This is a genomic window from Loktanella sp. S4079 (assembly GCF_000967725.1).
Classification (GTDB): Bacteria; Pseudomonadota; Alphaproteobacteria; order Rhodobacterales; family Rhodobacteraceae; genus Yoonia.
The window spans coordinates 14,194-38,759 of sequence record NZ_JXYE01000019.1; the positions used below are offsets into that span (position 1 = coordinate 14,194).

Sequence of the window (24,566 nt, forward strand, 5' to 3'; positions counted from 1 at the left end):
CCTCAGTGAGAGAGTAGAACAGGGATGGTGCTGCGCGACAGGATGTTGGTGGTCACACCACCCAAGAAATCCTCTCGAAACTTCGAGTGCTCGTAGGCACCGATCGCCAATAGCGAGGGGTCATGTTTCTTGCACCACGCAAGCAGGGTGTCCGCCACGGGATGCGTTTCCGGCCAATCTTCATGGATCGCCTCGACCCCGTGACGGGACAGATGCAGCATCAGATCGTTAATGGGCCAGGCGTTACGCGGCCCGACGGTGAGCACGCTGACGCGGCCATCATCTTCGAGCAGGCGCAGACTGTCCGAGAGCGCCCGCGCGGCTGCGCGCCCGCCGTCCCAGGCCAGGGCCGCATGGCTGTGCGTGGCTCCGGCATCGTATCCGGCAGGCACCACGATGACGGGACGGCCCGACAGGAGTGCGATGCGGTCGGGGTGTAGCGTGACGTGTTCGTCATCTTCGTCCGAACGGGAACCGACGATCAGCATGTCGTAGTGGCGCGCGGCCTCCGACAGGACTTTATCGACGCGGCCCGAGACCTCTTTCAGTTGCAACACATTGGTAAGCCCCAGCGCATTGCGCTCTGCCTCAAACCTCTCTTCGATCTCGCTCAGGATGCCGGTGTTGGCAGCTTCGAGCAAAACGCGGGCTTCTTTCGAAATCCAACGTGAGCGTTTGTCGATCACCTCATGGGTGGTGTGGGCCATCATGGCGGTAACATGCGCGCCTAGCCGGCTTGCCATCGACGCCGCATAACGCAGCGCAGCCACCGAGCCGTCAGACCCGTTGAAGGCCACGAGGAGGTTCATCATCGGCATGTCAGTGCCCTTTCCATACGGCGGACGGCACGTAGATCAGTCCATCCGCAAGTTTGCGCGCTGTTCGCATCAGTCCGGCGGAATTCAGCGTGAAGTGATTGTTCATTTCGAAATCCACCAGTACCTCGATGGTGCCTGAGGCATGTTCTAGCACGACATTCGCGGGGCTGGTGGTCGGGCGCTCAAGCAGCCCGTCCGCCACGGTACCCGGTGTCAACGCGCAAGTCGCGAGGCATTGCGAGCCGGTGACCGCCATGGACGGATGCGTGGTCCAAGGCATGAAATAGCGCGTTGCGATGGTGCCGCCGTCGCGGGCCGGGGCGAGCAGACCGAATTTCGGCGTCACGGATTGCGACACGTCCCCCATGCCCATAGCCGCCCCCGCCTGTCGTCGGACGGCCTCCATCCGCGCAAAGAATTCGCGGGTGTCATCCAGCTCCTGAACGGTCTCATACCCGGTCAGCCCGAAATCGGCGGCGCGGGCGATGACCATCGGCATGGCGACATCCATACAAGTGACCTCGATCCCCTCAAACGTGTCGCGCAGATTGCCGGTGGGCAGGAACGCCCCTGTCGAAGATCCCACAACACCCATAAAGCTCAGCGCGATCGGGGCTGCGGTTCCCGGCACGCCTGCAATCGCGGTGTCACCGTCGTAGCGTAGCGCCCCCTGCGGCGTCTGAACCCGAGCCAACACCCGCGCGCCTGTGTTGACAGCGCGGATCTTGACCTCGGTCTCATTGTCACAGGGCGTGACCAGCCCCATCTCGACCGCCGCAGGGCCGACACCGGAGAGGATATTACCGCAGGTGGGTTTAAAATCCACCAGCCGATCCTCGACAGAGACCTGCGCGAAAAAGTAATCCACGTCTGCCCAGTCATCATCTGAGGGCGACAGCATTGCGACCTTGGTGGACACCGCTACGCCGCCGCCGATGCCGTCGATGTTGATCGCATGGCCAGAGCCAATGACGGAAAGCAGAACTTCGGCCAGGGTCTCGCGATCCTGCGGCAGGTCCTTGCTGTTGAAATACGGTCCACGCGAGGTGCCGCCACGCATAAAGACGAAGGGAATGCCTGTCTGTGTCATGTCCTTCACTCCGTTGGATTATTTCAAAGGCCAGGGCAGATCGACAACGCCCTGCAGAAGGCCCGGCGGGAAATCGCGGTTCAGCGCACCGGCCATGACGCACATCAGTGCGATACCTGCAGCGGTCAGGATCAACGTCTTGGGCCACGGCGCCTGCGCACGAACCCGCAGGAAGGACACGAAGAAACCGGTCAGCGCCAGAATGAAGCCAAGCACATAGGTCGCCGCGATCAGGCCCGCAAACCACGCCAGCGTCGACCAGAGGCCATAGGGCGCGTCGGCGTCCTCGCCTGCCATTTCCTTGTCTGCAAAGATGGTGTCGGTCTCGGGCCGCAGGATCATCTGCGCCAACAAGATCAACAGGGCCGTCACGGTGACGCCGCCAACGATGAGCGGCACGATTTTGTCCGTCATGTTGTAGTCCGGGATCATGTTCGCATTGATCAGCGCGGTGACCACGTAGGCCATCAGGACCAAAAGGAAGACAATCGGTGAACGCTTGGAGCCGGACTGAACGTCACCCTCGGCCATGATAGATTTCGCTTGGCGCAGGCCGAGCACGACAGAGACCACGGTGATGATCAAGAGCACGATCACGATTGGCGAGAAGATGTAATCCATGCCATCCGAGAACGAGCTGCGGAAGCGGAAGGATGCGATCTGGAACGCTTGGTTCGAAAACTTCTCAACCGGGTTGGACAGCACGAAGCCGATCAGAAAGGCCGGGCGCGACCAGTCGAAACGGCGCAGGAAGATGCCGATCAGGCCGATGACGAAGAGCGCAAGAATGTCCTCGAAATTCTGCCCAGACTGAAACGCCGCGAAGGAGATCAGCATGAACAGGAAGGGCGCGAGAAAGGTGAAGCGGATCGTTGTCAGCTTGGCAATTCCACCTGAGGCGGCGATGCACAACACGGTACCCACGACGTTAGCCAGCGCCAACAACCAGACGATGGAATAGGTGATGTCGAGGTTGTCGCGCAGCATCGACGGGCCGACTTCAATGTCGCCCGACCCCAGAAGCGCGATGGCCCCGATGAAGATCGCCATAGAACCAGAGCCGGGAATGCCGAACAGCAGGGTCGGCACGAGGCCGCCGCCTTCTTTGGCGTTGTTGGAGCTTTCCGGCCCGATCACTCCGCGGATTTCACCTTTGCCGAATTGCGATTTGTCCTTGGTGGTTTGGACAGCGTGGCCGTAGGCGATCCAGTCGACGACTGAGCCACCGAGACCGGGGATCACGCCGACAACGACGCCGATCAGCGAACAGCGGACCGAGAGCCATTTATTGGCGACCCAGTCTTTCACGCCTTCGCCCCAGCCTGCACCCAGCTTGGCGTCCTTGGCGATGGAGCGGTCTTGGCGCAGCAGCGAAACAATCTCTGGCACCGCAAAGATGCCGAGACCGACGATCACAAGCTTCAGACCGTCTGTCAGGTAAGGGATGTCATAGGACGCCATGCGCAGCGAGCCGCCCGCATCGGCCTCACCGATGGTGCCGATCAACATACCGAGGCCCGCCGCCGCAAGACCTTTGAGCGCGACGCGCCCAGCAAGGACGGCGACCATGGACAGGCCGAGGACCGAGATCATCAGCATTTCCGGCAGACCGAAGGCCAACACAAGAGGTCGCGCCACAACGATGAACAACGTCAGGAAGGCCGCCCCCACCAAACCGCCAAAGAGGGACGAGGTGAACGCCGCCGAGAGCGCGCGCGCCGCTTGGCCTTTCTTGGCTAAGGGGAAGCCGTCGAGCACGGTGGCCTGTGACGCGGACGATCCGGGAATACCCATAAGGACGGAGGCAAACGTGTCCGAGGTCGGCACCACGGCGACCATGCCGACCATCAGCGCGAGCCCCAAAATCGGATCCATTCCGAACATGAAAGGTAAGAGCAACGAAAGTCCGGCAATGCCGCCGAGGCCGGGAAAGACGCCGACGGCAAGGCCCATCACCACGCCGAGTACGAGGTGTCCCAAGACATCAGGTTGCAGAATGAGAGCCCATGCCTGACCAAGCGCAGGCAGGGCGGTGGCAAATAGATCCATTGCACCGGCTTTCGATTTGAAGTTTTGGGGTATGGGGCAGCCCCGCGCCGATCCGGCGGGGGCCGCACGGGGTCGCTTAGTTCAGCGACACACCGTAGGATTCTTGCAACCAGTTCTGCACGTAGGCTTTTGCATCCGGCGATACGGTTGTGCCAGTATTGGTGGCGTTGAGCGCGCCTTCGCCAACGAAGACCTCATACTTGCCAACCTGGTTGGCGGCGATGGTGGTGAAATCGTCGCGATTGCGCACCGCGTCAAACGCATCAGAAAAGGTCTGTGCCACGTCATCCGGGGTACCCGCGGGCAGGAAGGCGATTTTCTGTACTGGGAAACCGGCCACGAAGAAGGCTTTCCATGCGTCCCACGCCTCGCCCGAAGTCTCGCACCCCTCGGTCGCTTCGCAGACTTCCTTGAAGGTCGCAATCTCAGGGAAGGTCGGATCCCGCACGATGTTGCCGTCGGTGTCCAAAGCGCCCCATGTCATCATCGGCACAGCTTTGCCCTGCTCGACCAGCTCGGCCGAGGCGCTGAGGTAGGCAGAAGAGGTCTGATAGTCGATGGTGGCCTCGCCACGCTCGAACATCAGACGGCCATCACCGCGGCCCTTGATGCCAAAGACCGGCTCGACATTCATGCCAAGCATTTCCCACGCCAAGAGCGGCACGAGGTCGAGACGCGTCGCACCTTGCGAGCCGTAGATGAAATCAATGTCCTTCAACGCATTGGCCGAACCATCGAACTGCGCGCCGTCTGTGGGATTCAGATACGCGACGCCGCCAGTGCCCGAGGCCATGACCGGGGTCCAGTCTGCGTATTCGTAACGGACGCGCGGATCGCCCAACAGGTACGGAAATTGGGTCGAGCCAGAGGTGCCGAACAACAGCGTGCCATCTTCGTATTCCTGTTCCTGAAACCAGTTCGCGCCTTTGGTAGAGCCGGCGCCCGGCATGAATTTCACCACGACGGTCGGGTTGCCGGGCAATTCTTGGGACAACAGGGGGGCAAAGAAATTGGCCCATCTGGCCGATCCGCCGGTTTCCGAGAACGGGATCACCCATTCGACCGTTTTGCCAGCAAAGTCGACCTCGGCCAGCGCCGGGGATGCCAGAAGTGCGGCTGCCGCCACCGAGGTTGCAAGTTGCTTGATAGTCATTATTTTCCTCCCGTAAACCTGTCGCACCGGGACAAAGCCCCGGGGTTCCATGTACTTTCACTTAAAGGGAATGATTCCCTCCTCCAATACCGGCATCATGCCGTCTCAACCTTGCGCGAAACTTGCGCATCATGACAAAGATTGAAGCATGCGCATTGCGGTGATCGAAGACAACGAAGCATTGGCCCAGGGAATCGCGGTTCGTCTGCGGGATCGAGGCCACGCGGTTGACCTGTTGCACAATGGGCGCGAGGCGAACGAATTCTTGTCACAGGAGGGTGCGGATCTTGTGGTGCTGGACCTTAACCTGCCGGGCATGGATGGGATCGACGTGTTGCGCGCCCTGCGGCGACGGGGCGACGGCACGCCGGCGATCCTTCTGACCGCTCGATCCGAGACGGCGGAGCGGGTCGCGGGGCTCGATGCGGGTGCGGACGATTACCTGACGAAACCCTTCGACATGGACGAGCTTGAGGCACGGCTGCGCGCCATGGCCCGGCGCAAGAACCTCGAGTTCACGGCACGCGACACACTTGGGCCGCTGGTCTTCGACCGGACCTCTCGACAACTGATGCAGGGTGACTGCCCGCTCGACATCCCGCGCAAGGAAATCTCGACGCTGGAATGCCTGTTGGAACGGCGGGGCCGAATTGTGTCCAAGGCCCAGCTTATCACCCATGTCTACGGCACCGGCTCAGACACCGAAGAAAGCGCCATCGAGCCTCATGTTTCGCGACTGCGTAAACGGCTGAACCCTTTCGGGCTCAGGATCAAGACCGCGCGCGGGCTGGGGTATATGCTTGAGGTCGACGCTCAATGAGAGCCAGATCTCTCCGGTTGCGTCTGTTCCTCGTGATCCTGCCACCGTTGTTCCTGGTCTCGATCCTTCTGGGGGCGTGGCGGTTCGAGGTGGCGCAACGGACGTCTGAGGAGCTGTTCGATCGCTCACTCCTCTCCGCCGCCCTGGCGATTTCGCGCGATGTGGCAATCTCCGAAGGCGACGCGCTGTCTCCCAGCACCCGGCAGGTCATTTCGAATGCCGGGGGCGGTGAGCTGTTTTATCACGTCACCGGGCCGGGCGGGGTTTACGTAACGGGCTACGCCTATCCGCCACGTCCCGAAGTGCCCATCGCGCAGAATATGCCGTTCTACTATTTCGCGAACTATCGCGGCAAAGAAATGCGCGTCTTGCGTATGATCGAAAGCCGCACCATCGGTACATTGACGGGCGATGCGGTCGTAACGGTCTGGCAGAGAGTCAGCGACCGTCGCGCCTTTGCCCGAGAATTGGCCTTTCGTGCCGCCGCGCTTATAGCGGGATTGATGTCGGCGCTGGCTCTGATCATCTGGTTCGGTGTGCAGATCGGCCTGCGCCCGCTGAACGATCTGCAAGCGGCGATCCGACAGCGTTCTCCCGAGGAACTCGGTCCGATCCGTCGCCCGGTGCCGCAGGAGGTCTCTGGCATCGTCTCTACCCTGAACCGCCTTTTGGGGCAGGTTCAAGACAGCTTCGAAGCCCATCAGGCCTTTATCTCGGATGCCGCGCACCAATTACGCAATCCGGCTGCGGCGATCCTGGCCCTGGCTGAAACGCTTCCCAGTGTCCAGGATCCGGCAGAGCGTGCGACGTGTGAAAAGCAATTGGTCGACGTGGCGCGCAAATCCGCACGCTTGGCCGAGCAGCTGCTATCCTTGGAGCGGCTTCGCTATGACAACAGTACAGCCACGGAGCCTTTCGACCTGAACACGGTTGTCGAGGATGTCTGCCGCACCTTCGCCACCAAGGCCCTTGCTCGTGACTTGGAATTTACCCTCGCACCGACCGACGAGCCTCTCCCGGTATTTGGAAACCCGGTTCTTGTTGGAGAAGCCTTGATCAATCTCCTCGAAAACGCCCTGAAGCACGGCGGAGGGGGGATGACCGCCATCAGCGTGTGGACGTCTGCCGATGATGAAAGTGTCATGATCACGGTGGAGGATGATGGCGTCGGCATTCCGCAGGACAAAGTCGGCAACGCATTTCGCCGCTTCTCGCAATTGGAGAACGGCGAAGGGGCCGGACTGGGTTTGGCCATCGTGGAGAAGGTGATGGTCAGGCACGCAGGACGCGTCGACATTATGCCCGCCGATGTAGGAACGACATTTTGCCTTCGGTTTCCGCGCGCCACAAATGCTTGAGACACGCGCATCACTCGATCCAAAATTGCTCCCTAGCTACTCCGCCAGCCGCTTGACCGAATAGTCCCGCTCCGTCCCCTACCTCGTTGCGTCAATCCTGAACTCTTTTTGGAGAGCGCGCTTGCCCTTACTGGCACGCTTTCCTTTGCGGCCACAATTGCCAAGCAAAGTGACGGCACATCTACAGACACCTACCTGATGTCAGGGCCACTGGAGTCGGCAGATTTGTGGGTCCCGCGCTGATCGGCGGCAATTGGCTGCTAACCGGTCATCCGCCACGCCTGGCTCCAATGTCGGCTCTGGGCCGTTTGTAATGACCTCAATTGGAGCGTTGCGCCGCTCCACCACGCTATGGATGAGAAGTTGGCTGGGGACACCCCACACCCCGATCAATGATAAAAGAGCTTTGGGAAACGAGCAAATGAGGGCCAATCTCGAAAAAGGAGAAGTCAGGAAACGTTCTCCCGATGTATTGGCAACCCATTGCGAAAGACTGTCGGGATGCAGGGCAAACCCGGCACTGTTGAAGGCGGAGATCGAATGAAAGACCGCCTGCCAAAGGCCACTCCATCCAAATTGCGGCACAAAGACAATGGCCAGCAAAACTGCGCCCACCGCCTCACAGGCCAGCGCAATTACAAGGATCATGCGGGCGATATAGGTGAGGTTTGACAGAGAGGTCTGGTTCAAATCTTCACGCAGGATCAGCCGCTGTGGCAGGCCTACGGGGATGCCCAGTGCCCCAAGCAGCAACACGCCGAAGGTCGTCAACCCGAGCCCGCCCAGCTGGATAAGCACCGCGATGTCCGCTTGGCCAAAGCTGGTGAAGGCGGCGCCGGTATCGGCCATCACCAGCCCCGTAACGGTCACGGCAGAGGTCGAGGTAAACAGCGCCTCGCCCAGCCCAATCCCGCCGTTATGCGAAATCGGCAACCATAGCAGGATCCCCCCAGAACGATGAACCCCTTGTAAAACAAGGATAAAATCGCAGGGGCCGGGATCTTGAGAGACCCGCTCCCCCCGAGGCGATTGCGAAACGCCGGGCGCATGGTCAGAGGCTTGCCGCGAAGCTGTGCAGGTCGTTGCGCTGGCCGAGCAGCAACTGCAGATCATCGCATTGCAGCGTGCAGTCGGCACCGTCCTGACCAATAAACTCGGTCCCCCGCATAACTCCGATGCAGCGCAGATTGTTGGCCGTGCCATGGGGTAGCTGCGTCAAGGCGCGCCCTTCAAGGCTTTTGGGGATGCGAAAGTTAACGACATTGTAGCCATTTCCAAGGCTGACGTAGTCCCGCAAAAGCGGGTTGTGCAGGATCTGCGCGATATGCTGACCGATCTCGACCTCCGGGTGGACGATTCTGTCCACACCGAGCTTTTTCAGAATGCTGTGATGGGTCTTGGTCGTGGCCTTGGCCCAGACGGTCTGTACGCCAACCAGTTTGAGGTTCATCGCCGACAGGATGCTGGCCTCCAAATCCGACCCCATCGCAACCACGGCGGTATCACAGTCACCAAATCCAGCATCGCGCAGCGCAGCATCATCACGCGCGTCAACGATCATGGCTTGCGACAGGGTTTCTGCAAGGTTGGCAACGCGGGCCTCGGAAATGTCGATGCCGATGACGTGGTTGCCAAACCGCTGCAATTCCTTTGCAACAGAACTTCCGAGGTTGCCCTAACCAACGACACCGAAAGTGCGTTTTTTGATTTTTGCCAAGCTTGTGCCCATCCTGTCTGGCCAGTTTCGCAGAACATTGCCGCGATGCTGAACGATGTCAACAAGCGCTCATACAGAACAGTTAGGAGTGTGAAGGGCGCCGCAGAGCGAGTTTCAAGGCCTCGCTCTGCGGCCGTCTGCAATTAGGCTTCGAGGTGCACGCTTTGCACACCGTTTCGTTCACGAATCCCGTCTTTGATGACAGCCTTGACCAATGCCACGCACATCAGGAACATCACAAAGCTGAATGGCAGCGCACCAATCACCATGGCTGTCTTGATCGCGTTGAGCCCCCCAACCAGAAGCAACCCACCCACGACAAGGCTGAGGGCCACGCCCCAAAAGATGATGTGAACCCGGCCTTTCGGGCTTTCCTCTCCGGCGGCGTTGATGGTGTTAACGATCAGGATCGCGGAGTCCGCCGTTGTGACCAGATAGGTCAGCAGGAGGACCACCACGATGGCCGCCATGATCCAGGCCAGTCCACCACTCAGGATCAGGTCGAGCATGACGAAGAGCTGGCTCTCTTGGCCGGCACCTGAAATGGCATCGCCTGCGCTGCCGTTCAGCGTCATGTCGATGGCGGTACCCCCGACAATGGTGAACCAGATGAAGCACATCAGCGACGGAACCACGATGGCACCCATCACGTATTCCCGGATGCTGCGCCCACGCGATATACGGGCAAGGAATACGCCCACGAAAGGCGCGAAAGCGATCCACCACGCCCAGTAGAACACCGACCAGCCACCCTGCCATGAGGCGAGCGCATCGCCGGTTTCCGTGCCGTCGGCGTGCCAGACGGTAAACAGAAGGCTGGGCAGTTCGGTCAGGTAGGCAATCAAGCCCGAAAACAGCGCACCAAGGCCAAAGAAGGTGGACCCGAACAGGATGAAGAAGGCCAGCAGAAAAAAGCTAAGCCCCATGTTCAGGTTCGATAGCCACTTGATGCCCTTGCCCACACCCGAAAGCGCCGACAGGGTCGAAGCCCCGAGGATCACGATCAGAGCAACCACGATGCCCGCAGCCGTGGGTTTCCCGTCGGCCATGACGATCCAGTCCCCAAAACCCACCCGGTTGAGCCCGGCCACGAATTGTTCAACGCCAAAACCAAGGGTTTGCGCCACGCCAAGGATAGTCGCCACAACCGCGACAATATCCACAACATGCCCAACAGTCCCCGACAGGCGCTTGCCAAACAGCGGGGTCAGCCCGGAACGCACGGTCAGCGGGAGGTTCCGGCGATAGGAAAAATACGCCAGTGAAAGCCCGACGAGCGCATAGCAGGCCCAAGCCGAAAATCCCCAATGCAGGAACGACCATACATACGCCGCATTCACGTTATCCGCTGCGGATCCAGTTGTTTCGTCCATGATGACGTTGGGGTTGTTGGCGAAGTGATACATTGGTTCGGCGGTGGCAAAGGTCAGCATACCGATGCCGATGCCGGCACCGAACATCATCGAAAACCACGAAAAGCGCGAAAAGTCAGGGCGGTCGTCAGGCAGGCCCAATTTAAGGCGTCCAGTCATGGGGATCAGGGCCAGCGCGATGCAGAGAATCAAGAACAACGCTACGACGTAGATATACCAACTCGCAAAACTCTTGAGCATCGCCCCGTTCATCGCGTTCAGCACGGCGGCCGCGTTCTCGGGCACGCTGATGGCCCAGACAATCAACGCGGCAACAAGGATTTTGGACGGGATCGCCACGCTTTTGGCGAAACCGGAATAGAAGCCGGTGTCTGCGATCGGAATCTCAAGATTCATCAATGGGGGTTTATCTGCCATGTTTCCTCCGTTTTGGCACTTAGGCGCGGACAGCCTCCTCCGTTCGCCAAACATCTGTTTGACGTGACAGTCCCGAACCTGATGGACAATGCAGCGCGCCAAGAAATCGACGCGGTGCGGTACGACGAAGGAAGCAGACCGCCCCCTTCGCCCCCGGCCCTTAACTGGGCAGGTATTCTGTACTCCAACTTTCGCTAACTTGGCCGGATTTCAACATCCGCTCGATCGCCGCATCGGAATATCCGAGATCACCGAGGATCTCTCGCGTCGACGCGCCAAATTTCTCGGTTGGAGGCAGGGCAAATACCCGCCCGCGCGAAGGGCGGACAGCATAGGGATCCAGTTGAATGACTTCATGACCGCTTGGGTGATCAGCGTACTGCGAGAAGGAATAGCTGCCTCGATCGGTACCGGGAGTGCCGTCTGGTTCGCGCAGGTTTTCCGACCGTAGCGCCTCAATATTGTGGCAGATCGCGCAGCCGATATCTGCCGCACGCAAGCGCGCGATCCATTCGGTCGCGGGATGCGATTGGAATGCGCTGGCCAGGTATGCCGCGCGCTCCTCATCAGGGATATCAGGCAGGTCTTCGAGGTTTTCGACATTGCGGAACCGCGGCAAATCAGTCTCGTAAGCGCTCAGAAGGATGTAGATGCCCGATGCGGTGCTGTAAAAACGGCTGAGGGGATCATAACCGTTGACCTCAGGGCCAGAGGGCTCATCGAATAGCCCGCGCCCACGGTAATCGTATGCAAAGGGAATCTGCAACAACCCGCTGTTGGCGCTAAGCGAGGTCCGTCCACGCCCGATCCGCCCAAAGCGGTGCTTCTGATAAAGCGCGGCAGCGACAGCTAAAGCGCCGCCAAATCCGCACATCACGTCAATGGTGCCGACATGGGCGTGTTCCTCAGGACGGTCCATCGCGCCGCCAAAGCGCAACATGATACCCGTGGTGGCCTGCACCAGATCGTCATAACCGATGTAATCGGTGCGCACGCCGCGCCGCACACCGCTAAAGCAATCGAGTTTGCAGAAAATCGCCTCTGGGTTCAGCTTGCGCAGGCTGTCTGCGTCCAGACCCATGCGCTTGACCTGGCTGTCCGGCGCGTTCCAGAAGATCACGTCGACGGATTTCACCAAATCCTCCAACACCTTGCGTCCGTGTTCGGACTTCGCATCGGCAAGGATCGACTTTTTACCGCGCCCCTGGCTCAACCCATAGATCACGGTGTTCCAGCTGTCATAGAGCGGGGTCGCGGGGTCGAGCTTGATAACCTCGGCCCCGAACCGAGCCAGATAGCTTGCGGCATGTGGTCCGGCAATCACGTTGCACATGTCCAGTACGCGAACGCCCGACAGCCAGCCCTCTTGCTCGATCCCGTCTTCGGGGTCGGGAATGTCGGTGCGCAGCTTGCGCAGCACCTTCAGGGCCTCTTCCACCTCGACCCAGCGGCGCGGTTCGGGCGATAACGCGTCTTCTCCGCTTTCCTCCATCCAGACTACCGGGCCGGGTTGGGTCATTTCGCCATAGACCGGGTCCCAGACATCAATCATCAGGCCGGAGGCTTCTGCATATTCGTCGTTGATCCACTCTTGCAGCCAACGCTGCGGCGCACCCGGAATGCCCGCGCGTCCGAACATGCGCTTCCATTCATGTGAGGTGCGGGTCATAAACACCTCTTTCATGCGCGCGGCGATCTTGTCGGCCCACTCCTTCGGCATCGGGTAAACGCCAAGCGAGGTATCGGACACCCACTCGGACTGCGGTTTGTAGGTATCGTCCTCTTCCTGCAGCCCCTCTTCGATCATCTCATCGTAAAGGCCCAGCACCTCAAGGCAGCGGCGCGCGTGGTGTTTATGACTGGGGCAGACCACATAGAACATCCGCCCGTCCTTACACATATAACTGCGAAAGAATGGGTCGAGCAGTTCCTGCAGATCCTCGTAGGACACATTCATCGGCAAACCTTCGACGCGCCGCCGTTCGATCTCGAACTCGCGCTGGGTCAGGTAGCGTTCCGGCATGTCCGACACCTTGATGGAGTTGTAGCACAATCCCTCCATCACGGCTGCCGCCAGCGGCACCTCGATCTGGTCGCCCAACCCGGTCAACTGACGTGACTGCAGCGCCAGCACGGTCGCCGAGGCCGCGATCTGCGAGGCATACGCGGATGACAGCGGCAGCGGCGAGAACGAGGGGTTCAACCCCATCAGAACGCGGTTCAGCCCCATGTCGGTAAACACGCCCGAACTGGCCGCAACCACGCTTTCAAAGGCCCGCAATTCGCGGTGCTCGGCATCGTTGGAGGCAAACCCCGGCAAAGAGACGGTGATCAACTCGGGCCGCTCTTCGCGCATCGCGGCAAAATCAATGCCCAAGGCGGCCAGTTTGCCGGGGCGGAAGTTTTCGATGATGATATCGGCCTCGGCGCAAAGCGCGCGGGCGTGGGCCAGCCCTTGCTCGGATTTTAGGTCAAGGTTCACGATCAGCTTGTTGCGCATCAACGTCGCATTGGCCGGGCTGTCCCACATCGGCCCGTCGGGCGGGTCGATATGAACGACAGTGGCGCCAAGGTCTCCAAGCAACATCGCAACGGCGGGTCCAGCAATGTACTGCCCGAAATCGACCACTTTAACCCCGGTCAGGGGAAGTTTGGAAAATGAGTTACGCATGTTTCCTCCGATTGACAAAGACGCCGACCTACTGGCCTGCAAGGATCCAGCGGGCCGCCTTTTCCGCGATCATCAGCGTCGGGGAATTAGTGTTTCCGCTGGTGATTTCGGGCATGACGGACGCGTCAACGACACGCAGCCCCGACACCCCCTTGAGCCGCAAATGTGGGTCGAGCACGGCGGTTTCATCCTCTGCCAGTCCCATTTTGACCGTGCCAACCGGATGAAAAATCGTGTTGGCGATGTCGCCGGCCAGTTTGGCAAGGTCGTCGTCGCTCTGGTATTGCGGGCCGGGCTTGTATTCTTCGGGCGTGTAGGGCTGCATCGCGGGCTTCGACATGATCTCTCGCACTTGGCGCAGGCTGTCGGCGGCGACCTTGCGGTCATCTTCGGTGGACAGGTAATTGGGCGAGATCATCGGCGCATCGCGGAAGTTGTTTGAGCGGATGCGTACATGGCCCCGGCTGGTGGGGTTGAGGTTGCAAACGCTGACCGTGATCGCCGGGAAATCGTGCAGATCCTCACCAAAGGCTTCAAGGCTGAGCGGCTGCACATGATATTCCAGATTGGCATGCGTCCGGGAAGGATCAGAGCGGGTGAAGGCGCCCAGTTGGCTGGGCGACATGCTCATTGGGCCGGTCCGCTTCAGCAAGTATTCCGCACCGATCAATGCCTTGCCGAACATGTTGCCGGCAAGGGTGTTGAGCGTGCGCGTGCCCTTCACCTTGTAAACCGCGCGGATTTGCAGGTGATCCTGAAGGTTTTCGCCCACCGGCGCGTCGCGCAGCACCTCTATCCCATGCTCTTGCAACAAAGCAGCGGGGCCAATCCCCGACAGTTGCAGAATTTGAGGCGAATTGATCGCTCCGGCCGACAGAATGGTCTCGCGGCGGGCTGTTACCGACACAGTCTGGCCCTTCCGGTGGACCTGCGCACCGCTGCAACGCAATGCGCCGTTCTCATCCCTTGCAAAAGTCAGCTTCTCGACCTGGGCCTCGGTCCAGATCGTTAGATTGGGCCGTGATTTCGCCGGACGCAAAAAGGCCTTCGACGTATTCCAGCGCCAACCCGACCGCTGATTGACATCGAAATAGCCGACCCCGGCGTTGTCACCGCCGTTGAAATCGTCGGTTTTGTCGATCCCCGCCTGTGTCGCCGCATCCGCAAAGCTGTCAAGCACGTCCCAACGCAGGCGCTGTTTTTCCACCCGCCATTCGCCGCCATTTCCGTGCAAGTCGGAAAACCGGCTGTTGTCGCCGGTCTTCGGATCGGCCCCGCCATCCAGCTTCTGATGGTCCTCATGAGCCATGAAATCGCGCAGGCAGTTGTCCCAGTTCCACGCGTCCTCACCGCTGAGCTTGGCCCAGTTGTCATAGTCGCGCGCCTGACCGCGCATGTAGATCATGCCGTTGATCGACGAACAGCCGCCAAGGGCCTTGCCACGTGGGTAGCGCAGGGTCCGACCGTTCAGACCAGTGTCGGCCTCGGTATTATACATCCAGTCGGTGCGCGGGTTTCCAATGCAGTACAAATAGCCAACGGGAATATGAATCCACGGGTAGCTATCGACCTTCCCGGCCTCCAGGAGAAGCACCCGGTTGCCGGCATCCGCGCTCAGTCGGTTGGCAAGCAGACAGCCCGCCGAACCCCCGCCAATCACGATGAAGTCGAAATCGTCCCCGTTTACTGACATCGTGGCACACCCTCCTGCTTACTCAACGGCAGTGAGGAAAGCACCAGCCCGCAGCGCTCCGCCCCCAAGCCGAGGCGGGTTGGATGCGGTGCGATATGCTCCTCCCTGCGTATCAATTTCCGAAGGTGTAGAAAGCCAAGGGGCACTTTCCTAATGACTTAATTTTCACCTTGATATTAAATTCCTTAATATGAAGAGATTCTTTAACCCCAACAACATCTTGGCCTTCGTGACAGTGGCACGAGAAGGCAGCGTCTCGCGTGCAGCAGACATCCTGCACCTCACCCAGCCAGCGATCAGCCACCAGATCAAGCGGTTGAGCGAGGAGACAGGAATCACCCTGTTCAGGCGCACTCCGCACGGGCTTGACTTGACCGCAGATGGCGAAACCCTGCTGCCCAAGGCCGAGCAGGTTTTGAACGCGATGGCCGACCTCCGACGCAGCGCGCATACCCAGAGCGGTCAGATCTCTGGCACGCTGCGGATCGGCACCATTGTGGACCCCGAATTCATCCGCCTTGGCCAATTGCTGAGTGGCCTAAAAAAGAGCCACCCTGGAATCGTTACCGAACTCGTTCACGGGATCAGCGGTGAAATCCTTGATAGACTGAAACGCCGAACAATAGACCTGGGGTTCTATCTCTGCGACCCCGAAGAAATCGGCCAAATCCCGTCGGAACAGCCACTTCATACCTTGAAACTGGCTCAATTTGACTATCGCGTTATTGCCCCGGTGGGCTGGGAGGCAAGGGTCGCGAATGCGTCCTGGGCCGAACTCGCGGCGCTGCCATGGATCGGTACAACTCCGGTTTCTGTCCACAATCGTCTTTTGACCAAGATATTTGCTCGTCACGGCGTCGTGCAGAATTCCATGGCGCTTGTCGACCACGAGGCGTCGATGCTGGAAATGGTGCGATCAGGCGTCGGGCTCAGCCTTTGTCGAGAGTCAATCGCGCTGCACCAACGTCAGGCCTACGGGTTGACTATCTGCGAAACGCAACGAATTCCTGCCTGCCTTTGCATCCTGGCTTTGGACGCGCAAAAAGGAGTGCCGTTAATGGCTGCGCTCTTCGATCAACTCGAAGCGGTCTGGTAGGTAGACTTGGCAGGTGGGAACCGCTGTTGTTCCGGAACAGAGAGGCTGTTGCCCTCCTGAGCGCTAATTTTTGCTTATATCAGTATCAAGAAACGAGTTCAGAACCAGCGATCTCATTCTCTCGTAGCCGCTCCTCAATCGGATCAAAGCCCACTTCATTGGCCAGTGAAAGTGCGGTCGTGTCGGTATTGTTTTTCATGGCGTGATCTCCCTGGCGGTTGCTCCCGCCGGTAGGGTGGGTTCGAATTCACCCGGAGATACGCCACCTTCAATTTTCCACTACCTTCGCGACACGACCGTCGTGGCTCGTGGCGCCTTCAGAATCCCCGGACTTTGCAAAGGTCACTATCTGCGCATTACTGCCTTCGGTTATACGTCGCGCGCCAGAGCTTACAGCGCTGATGAAGCTATCCGTCAGACGCCCGCCGTCCCGGCCTATTGAGTACCCGGGATTGAGCCACTTAATCATGCCGTGGGTTTCTGTTCGCTTGTGCCTCTTGAATGTGGGCTGGCCATATTGAGCGGATGAAGGCGAGGATGTCCCAGATATCTTCATCTGAGATCGTGTCACCAAATGCTGGCATTCCACTATTGAATTCGGCGATGCCGCGTGCCGCCAGTGCTTGTTGGCCACCAAATTTGGTATATTCGAACAAAAGCTGATTATCGTGGTGCCACGTATGCCCAGAGGCGTCGTGAGGGGGCGCAGGGAGAATGCCGTTTTCGTCGGCTCGTCGCCAATTTGGTTGCCCTTCCAAATTGACGCCGTGGCAAGACGCGCATTGCGCAGCGTAGAGTGATTGCCCGTTGTCCAAATTGCGGTTGTCTAATGCATGATCGGCGTAGGCGCTGGTTGCGAAACATGCCAACGCAAGGGTTGCTCGGCATCTCATATTACTTCCACCCATGTTTTCATTCCGCCAGCCTGATGGCTGAGCATATGGCAATGCAGCATCCATTTTCCAGGATTATCAAAGACGCAGAGTATCTCGCGGCTTTCGCCGGCCTGAACCAAGGTCGTATCACGGAGATCGCCCAGCGTGCCGTCAGATAGTGTTTCGTAGAAATGGTGCCCGTGTAAGTGGATGCCATGCGCAAAGCTGGTGTCGTTCAAAAGCTGGATTCGAGCAGTCTCGCCACGTTTGAAGCGCCCAAACGGTTTAGATTGCAGATCTGACAGATTGTTAAAGGCCCAAATGTTGTCACCACCATGTCGCCCGTTCATAGCGCCACCTTGCATATTCAAGGTGAGTTCTTGCGTAATGTCTCCGGGGCGGGGGGCGTTGTTTTGTGGAAGCGTTGGGATTGGCGTCAACCTTTGGGCTTGTTCACCTGAAACATCGATTTGGCCAAGGATATAATTCCCTGTGCGGGTGACCATGTCGATTTCAAGCGTAGCCTCAACATCTGCAATGACATCGACCCGCTGCGCAGGTGCGAGTTCGATCGTGTCAAAAGCGCGTGGCGCCGCAATGGGCATGCCATCAAGCGCGACGATTTTGCCGTTGAGGCCCAATAAGCTCAGGTGAAAGACACGGTCAACTGCTGCGTTGATGATCCGTAGCCGTATGCGCGCACCTGTTTTCAGCGAAATCTCGGGCAGAAATGCTCGCGCGAAATTACCCATGCGGCCACTATGTGCCACGTCGTGCATATTGCCAAAGTCAGTCGTGAGCTGTCCGTCTTCATCCAAACGCCAATCTGCTATAATCGCAGTAATGTCATGATCGACGTCTGGTGGGTTGGCCTCGTCGATAATAAGTGGCCCCATCAAACCACGCGCGACTTGTTCGTGCGACAGATAACGCGAGTGATACCAAAACGTTCCCGCGTCTGGCGGGGTAAACTGATAGCTATATGTGCCGTCAGGATCCACAATGTTTTGGGTCAAGATCGGCACGCCATCCATTGCGTTTTGCAATCTGATCCCGTGCCAGTGAACGGCGGTGCCTTCTTCTAGTTTGTTGTGAAGCAGCACATTGAGTGGTTGCCCCTGTTGGCCACGAATTTCTGGGCCGGGCACGCCGTTGTTAAAGCCAAAGGATCGCGTTGTTTTACCCTCTCCTTTGGGCAGGATTTGTGCCTCAATGGGTTGTGCAACCAGTTGAAACTGGTTGCCCGCGAAAGACACAGCCGGGGCCAGCGCCGCGGCAGTTGATGTGATCAGAAAATCTCTACGTTTCATTGGATACCTCAATGGGGTAGTGTGACTGCGCGGGTAAGTGTTGCAGTTGCTGCCAACACCGCCAAAATCATTACTGTTTCGATTTGAATGGAGCGCGCGAGATGGCGCGCTGCCATGTGGTTGCCAGACAGCATTGCCGGTACGAACCGCAGTTTGTTTACTGTGGCCAAGGCCAACAAGACGCCCACAAACGCCAACTTAATCAAAAGTGTTTGGCCGTAAGAAGTGGTGACAAGCGTTGTGAAGCTACCCACCAATAGCCACCCCATGAGCACCCCAGCCAAGATCAGCATTGGTACAATGGCCGCCGCGCGTTGGCCAAAGCGATGGCCCAAGTCTGCCGCTTGTTGGATGGTATTGGGTTGCAGCGATAGCCGGTACAATGGGGGCAGTACCCCGACCCAAAATGCCACCCCCAGCAGGTGGAGTAATAAGATCAGGCGCACAACTGCTCGTTCTGAATCGGGGATATGGCCAATTTGAGCAAACGACCAAAGGGTTAGGACCCCACCGCCCAATGCGATCCATTGACCGATCCGGTGTGTGAGAAGCCCCAAAATCATCAGCATTGTCCCAACGATCCGGTAAACCAAAACGTCTCCCACTGGGGTCTGCCACATCAGTCCAAGCATCTCGGTGTCGATCATGCCAGCAATCGTTCCCGTCAAGGCTGCCCCACGTAGCGCAAAACCAAAAAGTGACGCCAAAAGCGCTAGCCCGGCGAGGCAAAGCGCCTGCCGTTGCATGCGTTGGTGTAGCGTCTCTGTCAGGTCAGCAAAGACAATCCGGATGATCACAAGTCCCGTTGCCCCTAGCGCACCAATATACAAGAGTAACTTGAAGATGGCTCCGATCTGTTCCCATATATCTGGCATCTTCAGTCGACCGTGAACATAAATTCGCCCTGCATTGGGTGCCCATCCGTCCCGAGGCCGCGCCATTCAAAACGATAGGTGCCAGGACCCATCGCCTCAATTGGGAGCAGAAAGTCCCGATCAAAACGTTTGTATGCGCTCAGATCAATCTGCACTGATGGATGGTCTGCATGTGTCATGTCCACGCGCGTAAGCCGTATCTCATTGGCAAAGCGAATGCTGATCTCAGCCGGAACATCTGCGACAACGGCCCCATCGACTGGAGATGTAGTTTCAATTTCCGAATGCGCAAAGGTGTTCGTCGCAAGTGTTGCGATCAGGGCAATGAGGGTGAGTTTCTTCATGGCACAGTTCCTTAGTAAATTCCGTTGGCGCGCTGAATCTCACGCACATATTCGATGACCATGGCAACATCGCCACGCGTTAGACCGTCAACCGGTGGCATATTCCCAAACCGCCAATGATGCGCCTGAACTCCGAACGCGACGGCGCGTTGAAAGCTTTCGTCGCCATGATGCCCAGGTTCATAGATCTTGTGAATCAGAGGCGGGCCAGCCTCTGCGTTCCCAGTGCCTTGGGTGCCGTGGCACGCCGCACAGATATTCTCAAAAATGTTTTGTCCAATAGCAGCATTGCCTTCGATGCGCGGCATTGTAACCGCTACCAAGGCGTTGTTGTCCAGCGGGGCAGTTTCGTCTGCTTCGTGCGTTGGTACGGGACGAGAAACTGCAAATGCTGCAATTAGTCCCACCGCGCAAACCCAGATCATCAGGTGTAGTTTGTTCACGATCGTTTCCTAACAGGTAGAATGACACATTGAGCGCCATAGACGGCGCCTAGAAACGGGCATCTGACATTGTCGCCGAGGCCCGTATGTGCAGTCAGCTTTTAGGCGGTCGATCCAACGATCCAGGATCAGTGAGCGCCGAAAGTTGCCCGGCCTGTGCCCACAATTGCGCTTCAACATCCAGCGGATGAATGCTCTCGGTGAGAGATACCAAATTTACCGCCTGACAGAGAATTTGATCGCAGCATTCATGCTCTGCATCGGAGCCATGATCATTGGCATGGCTTTGGCCGCCGCCAGTATGAGGCAGCAGCTCGACCGCGTCCGTGGACTGCATTTGGCAATGTTCATCCGCGCAATCCGAGGTCATCGCATGCGCAGTACTCTCGATCAGACTTCCGACCAAGAGCATCACAATCAGCATGGCTGCAAATATGCTGCGAAGTGCATTCATCCCGAAACGCTATTTGACCGAGCGTTCCATTTCAACTGTTTCCCAGATTTTGAGGATACTACGCTCATTACAGCCTTGGAACACTCCCCCCGTACCTTCAAAACTCCTCTGTCGCCCGCGGCCCTGAGCCGCCGTTTACGCGATAGAGACCGCAAGGCAACGTTGATCGTGCTACAAGAGCGAATAGATGCTGCGTCAGCAAAAGCAGCGTGTGCATAAGTCCGGTTTGTCCGCAGTGTATCAGTTCAGGCGTGTTGCCGCGAACGGCGGGCATTCCTGAACCGGTCATCGGTGACCAACGAAGCGAAGGATCCAGAAGAGCCCAAAATGACCGACGCTGCGCTCTGCTCAAATGACCGCTTCTGCGAACGAGTGCATATAAAGATAACTGCCTTTGAGTGCGTCAGAAGGCGTTAGTTTGTAAGTTCACCGCGGAAAACCGCGTTCAACCAATCTGCGAGATCAGTTGCAATCGAGAATCCGTAGGACAAGTGTTTTCGGTTTGTTTCTTCAATTGCACCTTCAAGATGCCAAGCTTCCCTGTACCAATGGTTCGACACACACCAAACGGCTTTTTCGACTGCATTTTCGCCCACTTCCACTTCAGGCCACCAGGAGTCTTTAGAGGGTTTGAAAAAGGCTCGGAATTGTTCTGGCATCGTTTCTAGCATATGCAGGATATAGGTGCGTGCGGCTTGACCCTCTTCCAGGAAAAACGGCCATGTCCCGAGCGAGCACATGATTGGCGACGCTTTTTCTGTCCACCGATAGCTCGACCCTGTACTTGCTACAAATCCGCAAGCTTCCATTAATTGAAATGCGTTGGTCAGGCGAGGAGGAACGGTGAAGCTATCGGTCGGCTTGGCCTTTCTGATGGAATCAAGAACATCGTTTTTCTGAAAGTGGAGGTTTGAAACGCAAAATGCCCCCATCACCCAAAGTAGGTCGATATTGAACCGTCCTGGGTTCGCCCCAAGCGTGTCCCGCACGCCCTTTTCGGAGTATTTGCAGGTCAAATCGGACGACATGATACCCATGCGCCGCATCATCCAACGGATTTCGATAAAATCACTCATATCTGCAATCCCGCCAACGTAGCTGTTACGGAGATTCACATCAGTTACCCGATCCGGCATCCTCACTGAGGTGCAGCCATAGAGTGTTTGCACGATCAGCTCGTTAAAGAGTTCAGCTTCATTCGATGAAAATTGCATTCTTTTTATAGCCATTCAGTTTCAATAAATAATGCGTTCCCCAAACCGATCAGTTGCGCTGTTTGTGCTGCTATTACTTTCGAAGGGAAGCTAACTAACACGGCACCGAACGAGCTTAACCGCATTTTTCATACGCGCCTTAATAAGCGCTTGACCCAATCGATCACTCATAAAAAACACGAACTTTATCTTTGGATCGGCCCAGAGATCAGGACCTTCCAAACACGAACGATCAACCACAATGTTATCGTCCTCCACCCATAGCTGAGGAGAAAAAAAGTCATGCCGAGGCCACAGCCGCTTCATGTTCTCTGACTGATCTAACAGAACGGTATCCTTTTGATTACCAATACAAAGGGTCAAGATATTTGCCTCGATCGGTGTGACACGATCATTTTCAAAAAGATCAACAGGATACAGCGCGCCCTGTCCTAGATCGTGATCTCGCAAAATATTTGCCGCTTTTTCATTTATGAAAATGAACCCTGAATGGAAAAACTGAGGTAGCGATTTGTCGAACTTCCACTTATTTCTCCAATATACCTTTTCGGGAAAGCGGTCCCGCGCCAATGGAATTCCCATGTCGTTCTTTGAGAAAGTGTCGTCTTTCTCTTGACGACTGAAAACCTGTGGTTCCCCATCATCTAGATCTGCCGAAAACCCTCTAACGAACTGCGTGTGACGCTGTGCGTCACACATCCAAATATGGTCAGTCACTCGTGTCAGCCTCTCTTGCACGTAAATTCAGAGCAACCTTAGAGTAGTGTTGAATATAATGTATATGGGGAACCTAACATTGCGCACATGCATCATCCCGCCCTTGCCAAATTCCCCTGCACACGCAGCATGACAAAAGCAGCCATTCATCGTAAATCGACCAAAGTCGGTTTTGTCCGCGCACCAGTCATTGGAGTGCAAAACTGAACCAAAAGGTGGTCGCAGTCGCAGCGAATGTCTCAAAAGAGCCCAGTTTGCAGGATACAGCAGCTGCCATCAATGTCCGCTTGCTAGATTTTGAACCAAACAGCTCAGTTGCTTGATTACACATGTTAACGATGCCAGACAGCTAGGATATTAACGGCGGTGAAATGGATGTTTTTCTATGTTCAAATTTTTCAAGAAATCGGTCTGGCCTCCGAACTTCCAAAACCCACCTTGGGGCAACAGGAAGTCTATTTTTGATCATATAGCCGCGCACATTGAACCGGGGCGCACTCAGGGCCTTTCAGAGGAAGGCTACAGACTCCCCGATGAGTCAGAGGCTGATCCTAACTTGATCTCGTTCGCCCCCGGCGCAATGGATGGGGCCTTCGGTCATCATGGTTCTATAAAGTCAGATGACGAAGTCGTCCGAATTCTTTATTCGGCGCTGGTTTCTGTGTGCCAAAGTGCGTCTGATTACAATGTTAAGTCTCTCTACAAGCTAATACTCGACAGTTCAGCGCTTGGCGTTATCGACCCATTGATCGAGCGTATTCTTGAAGTACAAGTCTTGGACGCGGATCGACTGCGCGAGATTGTTTTTTGGTTTGCAACAAAGGCCCCAGACCGAGAGCCAGTGAAATTTTCAATGGCTTTGCTTGGTCTGTTACGAGGCAGTGACGACACAGACATTTTCCTGACTCTGGGCAGGCACGATGAGTTCACCCTCTACTCAGCCGTGGCGCTCTCGAACAGCGACGCATACGGCGAAGAAGCTCTTTGGAAACTGGCCATCGCAGCCGAAGGCTGGGGACGCATTAGCGCCGTTGAACGCCTTGCAGAGACCAGCAGTCCTGAAATCAAGGATTGGTTGCTTCGAGATGGCTTCAAGAACAGCGTTATGTACGAGTATTTGGCCTGCATCTGCGCGCGAGCGGGCGATCTTCACCTTGCGTTGAAGCGCGAAGACGATGATCCCAAGTTATTCAATTCAGCAGTCGAATTGATCGACACATTGGTTTCGGGAGAAGGCGGCCCCGCCGAAGGTTTGTCTGACTACGAAAATGGATGCGCCGCCGTCCAAGTGCTTTTGAGCAAAGGCGACAGCAAATTCTCGTCAGCCTCGCATTTCTGGTTCCTATGGAAGCTCAAAGAGCGCGTTGCCGAACATTTATCAGGTCAGCAGGTACTGAAACAAGATTGGATAGATAAGGATTCAGAAGCTATCGCGGAGAAAATCGAAGCCCTCCTATCGAAAAGCGAATGGCAAGATGTGCTTCTTGATGCTTTGCAAAATGGAGACAGGCAGAGCTTCTGGGCTGCCAGTAGATCATGTGAAAAGCTTGGCATCGACCCGTGGCAATATTTCTTGGACAGAACGAAGGCGGGTGAAGACTATTGGTGGGACCTGATGCGCACATCCGATGCAAGCCGCATTGATGAAGTCTTGGCACTGGCAGCTCAAAAAATCCCTCTTGATGAAATCGCAACGGGTCCCGAAAACGACCTCGGGCTGGGCATTGAATATGCCGCTCACAGCGCCCTCGACTTTATCCTACAAGACTTGGGCAACTTTCCAGGAAAAGGCTGGGACTTCGTGAAGGTGGGCCTGCGAAGCCCGGTGATCCGGAACAGAAACATGGCAGTTCGCGCGCTCTCAGCATGGGGCAAAGACAATTGGCCCTATGAAGCGAATGAACACCTCAAGAAAGCAATATCTGACGAACCCGAGGCTGACGTACAAAATCGTTCAGAGAATGTACTTGCGGGCCGAGAACTTGATTGATTGCTGATCTAAAATTTCTCCAAAACGGCCATTGGCGAAGTCCCAGCCAAGGTCCGCTTCGTCCGCCGTGCTGACTTTGCATCGCCAGG

At 57.1% G+C, this 24,566-nt stretch carries 20 protein-coding genes and 1 pseudogene; 4 read left to right on the forward strand and 17 right to left on the reverse strand.

The features are described 5' to 3' along the window. Nucleotides 1-2: 2 nt before the first annotated feature. The 4 genes from TW80_RS17205 to TW80_RS17220 all read right to left on the reverse strand — a co-directional run bounded on the left by TW80_RS17205 (nt 3) and on the right by TW80_RS17220 (nt 5,110). Nucleotides 3-818, reverse strand: a complete 816-nt coding sequence (locus tag TW80_RS17205) for a universal stress protein (RefSeq protein ID WP_045998709.1) — start codon at nt 816-818, stop codon at nt 3-5. 1 nt (nt 819) lies between these two features. Continuing rightward, nucleotides 820-1,908, reverse strand: a complete 1,089-nt coding sequence (locus TW80_RS17210) for a 4-oxalomesaconate tautomerase (RefSeq protein ID WP_045998710.1) — start codon at nt 1,906-1,908, stop codon at nt 820-822. A gap of 18 nt (nt 1,909-1,926) precedes the next feature. After that, the gene (locus TW80_RS17215) at nt 1,927-3,957 is read right to left on the reverse strand and encodes a tripartite tricarboxylate transporter permease (RefSeq protein WP_045998711.1); all 2,031 of its coding nucleotides are present in this window, start codon (nt 3,955-3,957) and stop codon (nt 1,927-1,929) included. Between the two features lie 76 nt (nt 3,958-4,033). Continuing rightward, on the reverse strand, nt 4,034-5,110 hold the full coding sequence (locus TW80_RS17220; RefSeq protein ID WP_045998712.1) for a tricarboxylate transporter: 1,077 nt from the start codon (nt 5,108-5,110) through the stop codon (nt 4,034-4,036). Between the two features lie 148 nt (nt 5,111-5,258). Between TW80_RS17220 and TW80_RS17225 the strand changes: the two genes are divergently transcribed. After that, nucleotides 5,259-5,930, forward strand: coding sequence for a response regulator transcription factor (locus tag TW80_RS17225; RefSeq protein WP_045998713.1), 672 nt, complete (start codon nt 5,259-5,261; stop codon nt 5,928-5,930). Beyond that, nucleotides 5,927-7,288, forward strand: a complete 1,362-nt coding sequence (locus tag TW80_RS17230; protein WP_045998714.1) for a sensor histidine kinase — start codon at nt 5,927-5,929, stop codon at nt 7,286-7,288. The genes TW80_RS17225 and TW80_RS17230 overlap by 4 nt, the downstream gene beginning before the upstream one ends. A 201-nt stretch (nt 7,289-7,489) precedes the next feature. On the opposite strand, the gene TW80_RS17750 is transcribed toward TW80_RS17230, so the two are convergent. The 5 genes and pseudogenes from TW80_RS17750 to TW80_RS17255 all read right to left on the reverse strand — a co-directional run bounded on the left by TW80_RS17750 (nt 7,490) and on the right by TW80_RS17255 (nt 15,159). Next, nucleotides 7,490-8,137, reverse strand: coding sequence for a potassium transporter TrkG (locus TW80_RS17750; protein WP_239450586.1), 648 nt, complete (start codon nt 8,135-8,137; stop codon nt 7,490-7,492). A 202-nt stretch (nt 8,138-8,339) separates the two neighbouring features. After that, nucleotides 8,340-8,951, reverse strand: a pseudogene (locus TW80_RS17240) (potassium channel family protein); the annotation flags it as partial. 197 nt (nt 8,952-9,148) lie between these two features. Beyond that, nucleotides 9,149-10,795 (reverse strand): BCCT family transporter, encoded by a 1,647-nt coding sequence (locus tag TW80_RS17245; protein WP_045998715.1) that lies wholly within the window; start codon nt 10,793-10,795, stop codon nt 9,149-9,151. A gap of 160 nt (nt 10,796-10,955) precedes the next feature. Beyond that, on the reverse strand, nt 10,956-13,466 hold the full coding sequence (locus TW80_RS17250; protein ID WP_045998716.1) for a CoA transferase: 2,511 nt from the start codon (nt 13,464-13,466) through the stop codon (nt 10,956-10,958). 28 nt (nt 13,467-13,494) lie between these two features. After that, nucleotides 13,495-15,159: a GMC family oxidoreductase gene (locus TW80_RS17255; RefSeq protein ID WP_045998717.1), complete on the reverse strand. Its 1,665-nt coding sequence runs from the start codon at nt 15,157-15,159 to the stop codon at nt 13,495-13,497. Nucleotides 15,160-15,349: 190 nt separating this feature from the next. On the opposite strand from TW80_RS17255, the gene TW80_RS17260 reads away from it, so the two are divergent. Beyond that, nucleotides 15,350-16,255 carry a LysR family transcriptional regulator gene (locus tag TW80_RS17260; RefSeq protein ID WP_045998718.1) on the forward strand — a complete coding sequence of 302 codons (906 nt, stop codon included), beginning with the start codon at nt 15,350-15,352 and terminating at the stop codon, nt 16,253-16,255. Nucleotides 16,256-16,716: 461 nt separating this feature from the next. Here the strand turns inward: TW80_RS17260 and TW80_RS17270 are convergent, their stop codons facing one another. From TW80_RS17270 to TW80_RS17305, 8 genes are all read right to left on the reverse strand, one after another. Further along, nucleotides 16,717-17,148: a c-type cytochrome gene (locus TW80_RS17270; RefSeq protein ID WP_045998720.1), complete on the reverse strand. Its 432-nt coding sequence runs from the start codon at nt 17,146-17,148 to the stop codon at nt 16,717-16,719. Next, nucleotides 17,145-18,440, reverse strand: a complete 1,296-nt coding sequence (locus TW80_RS17275; protein WP_052701056.1) for a multicopper oxidase family protein — start codon at nt 18,438-18,440, stop codon at nt 17,145-17,147. Before TW80_RS17275 ends, TW80_RS17270 begins: the two co-directional genes overlap by 4 nt. Nucleotides 18,441-18,448: 8 nt before the next feature. Then, nucleotides 18,449-19,315, reverse strand: coding sequence for a copper resistance D family protein (locus TW80_RS17280; RefSeq protein WP_045998721.1), 867 nt, complete (start codon nt 19,313-19,315; stop codon nt 18,449-18,451). A 2-nt stretch (nt 19,316-19,317) separates the two neighbouring features. Then, nucleotides 19,318-19,659: a copper resistance CopC family protein gene (locus TW80_RS17285; RefSeq protein WP_045998722.1), complete on the reverse strand. Its 342-nt coding sequence runs from the start codon at nt 19,657-19,659 to the stop codon at nt 19,318-19,320. 11 nt (nt 19,660-19,670) lie between these two features. After that, entirely contained in the window at nt 19,671-20,102 is a 432-nt protein-coding gene (locus tag TW80_RS17290) for a c-type cytochrome (protein WP_045998723.1), read from the reverse strand. Between the two features lie 94 nt (nt 20,103-20,196). Continuing rightward, nucleotides 20,197-20,556, reverse strand: coding sequence for a hypothetical protein (locus TW80_RS17295; protein WP_045998724.1), 360 nt, complete (start codon nt 20,554-20,556; stop codon nt 20,197-20,199). Nucleotides 20,557-20,969: 413 nt separating this feature from the next. Next, complete coding sequence (locus TW80_RS17300; RefSeq protein ID WP_157033335.1) at nt 20,970-21,785, reverse strand: hypothetical protein; 816 nt, start codon at nt 21,783-21,785, stop codon at nt 20,970-20,972. A 75-nt stretch (nt 21,786-21,860) separates the two neighbouring features. After that, complete coding sequence (locus tag TW80_RS17305; protein WP_157033336.1) at nt 21,861-22,487, reverse strand: hypothetical protein; 627 nt, start codon at nt 22,485-22,487, stop codon at nt 21,861-21,863. Between the two features lie 385 nt (nt 22,488-22,872). Between TW80_RS17305 and TW80_RS17310 the strand changes: the two genes are divergently transcribed. Then, nucleotides 22,873-24,477 carry a hypothetical protein gene (locus TW80_RS17310; protein ID WP_157033337.1) on the forward strand — a complete coding sequence of 535 codons (1,605 nt, stop codon included), beginning with the start codon at nt 22,873-22,875 and terminating at the stop codon, nt 24,475-24,477. Nucleotides 24,478-24,566: the final 89 nt, after the last annotated feature.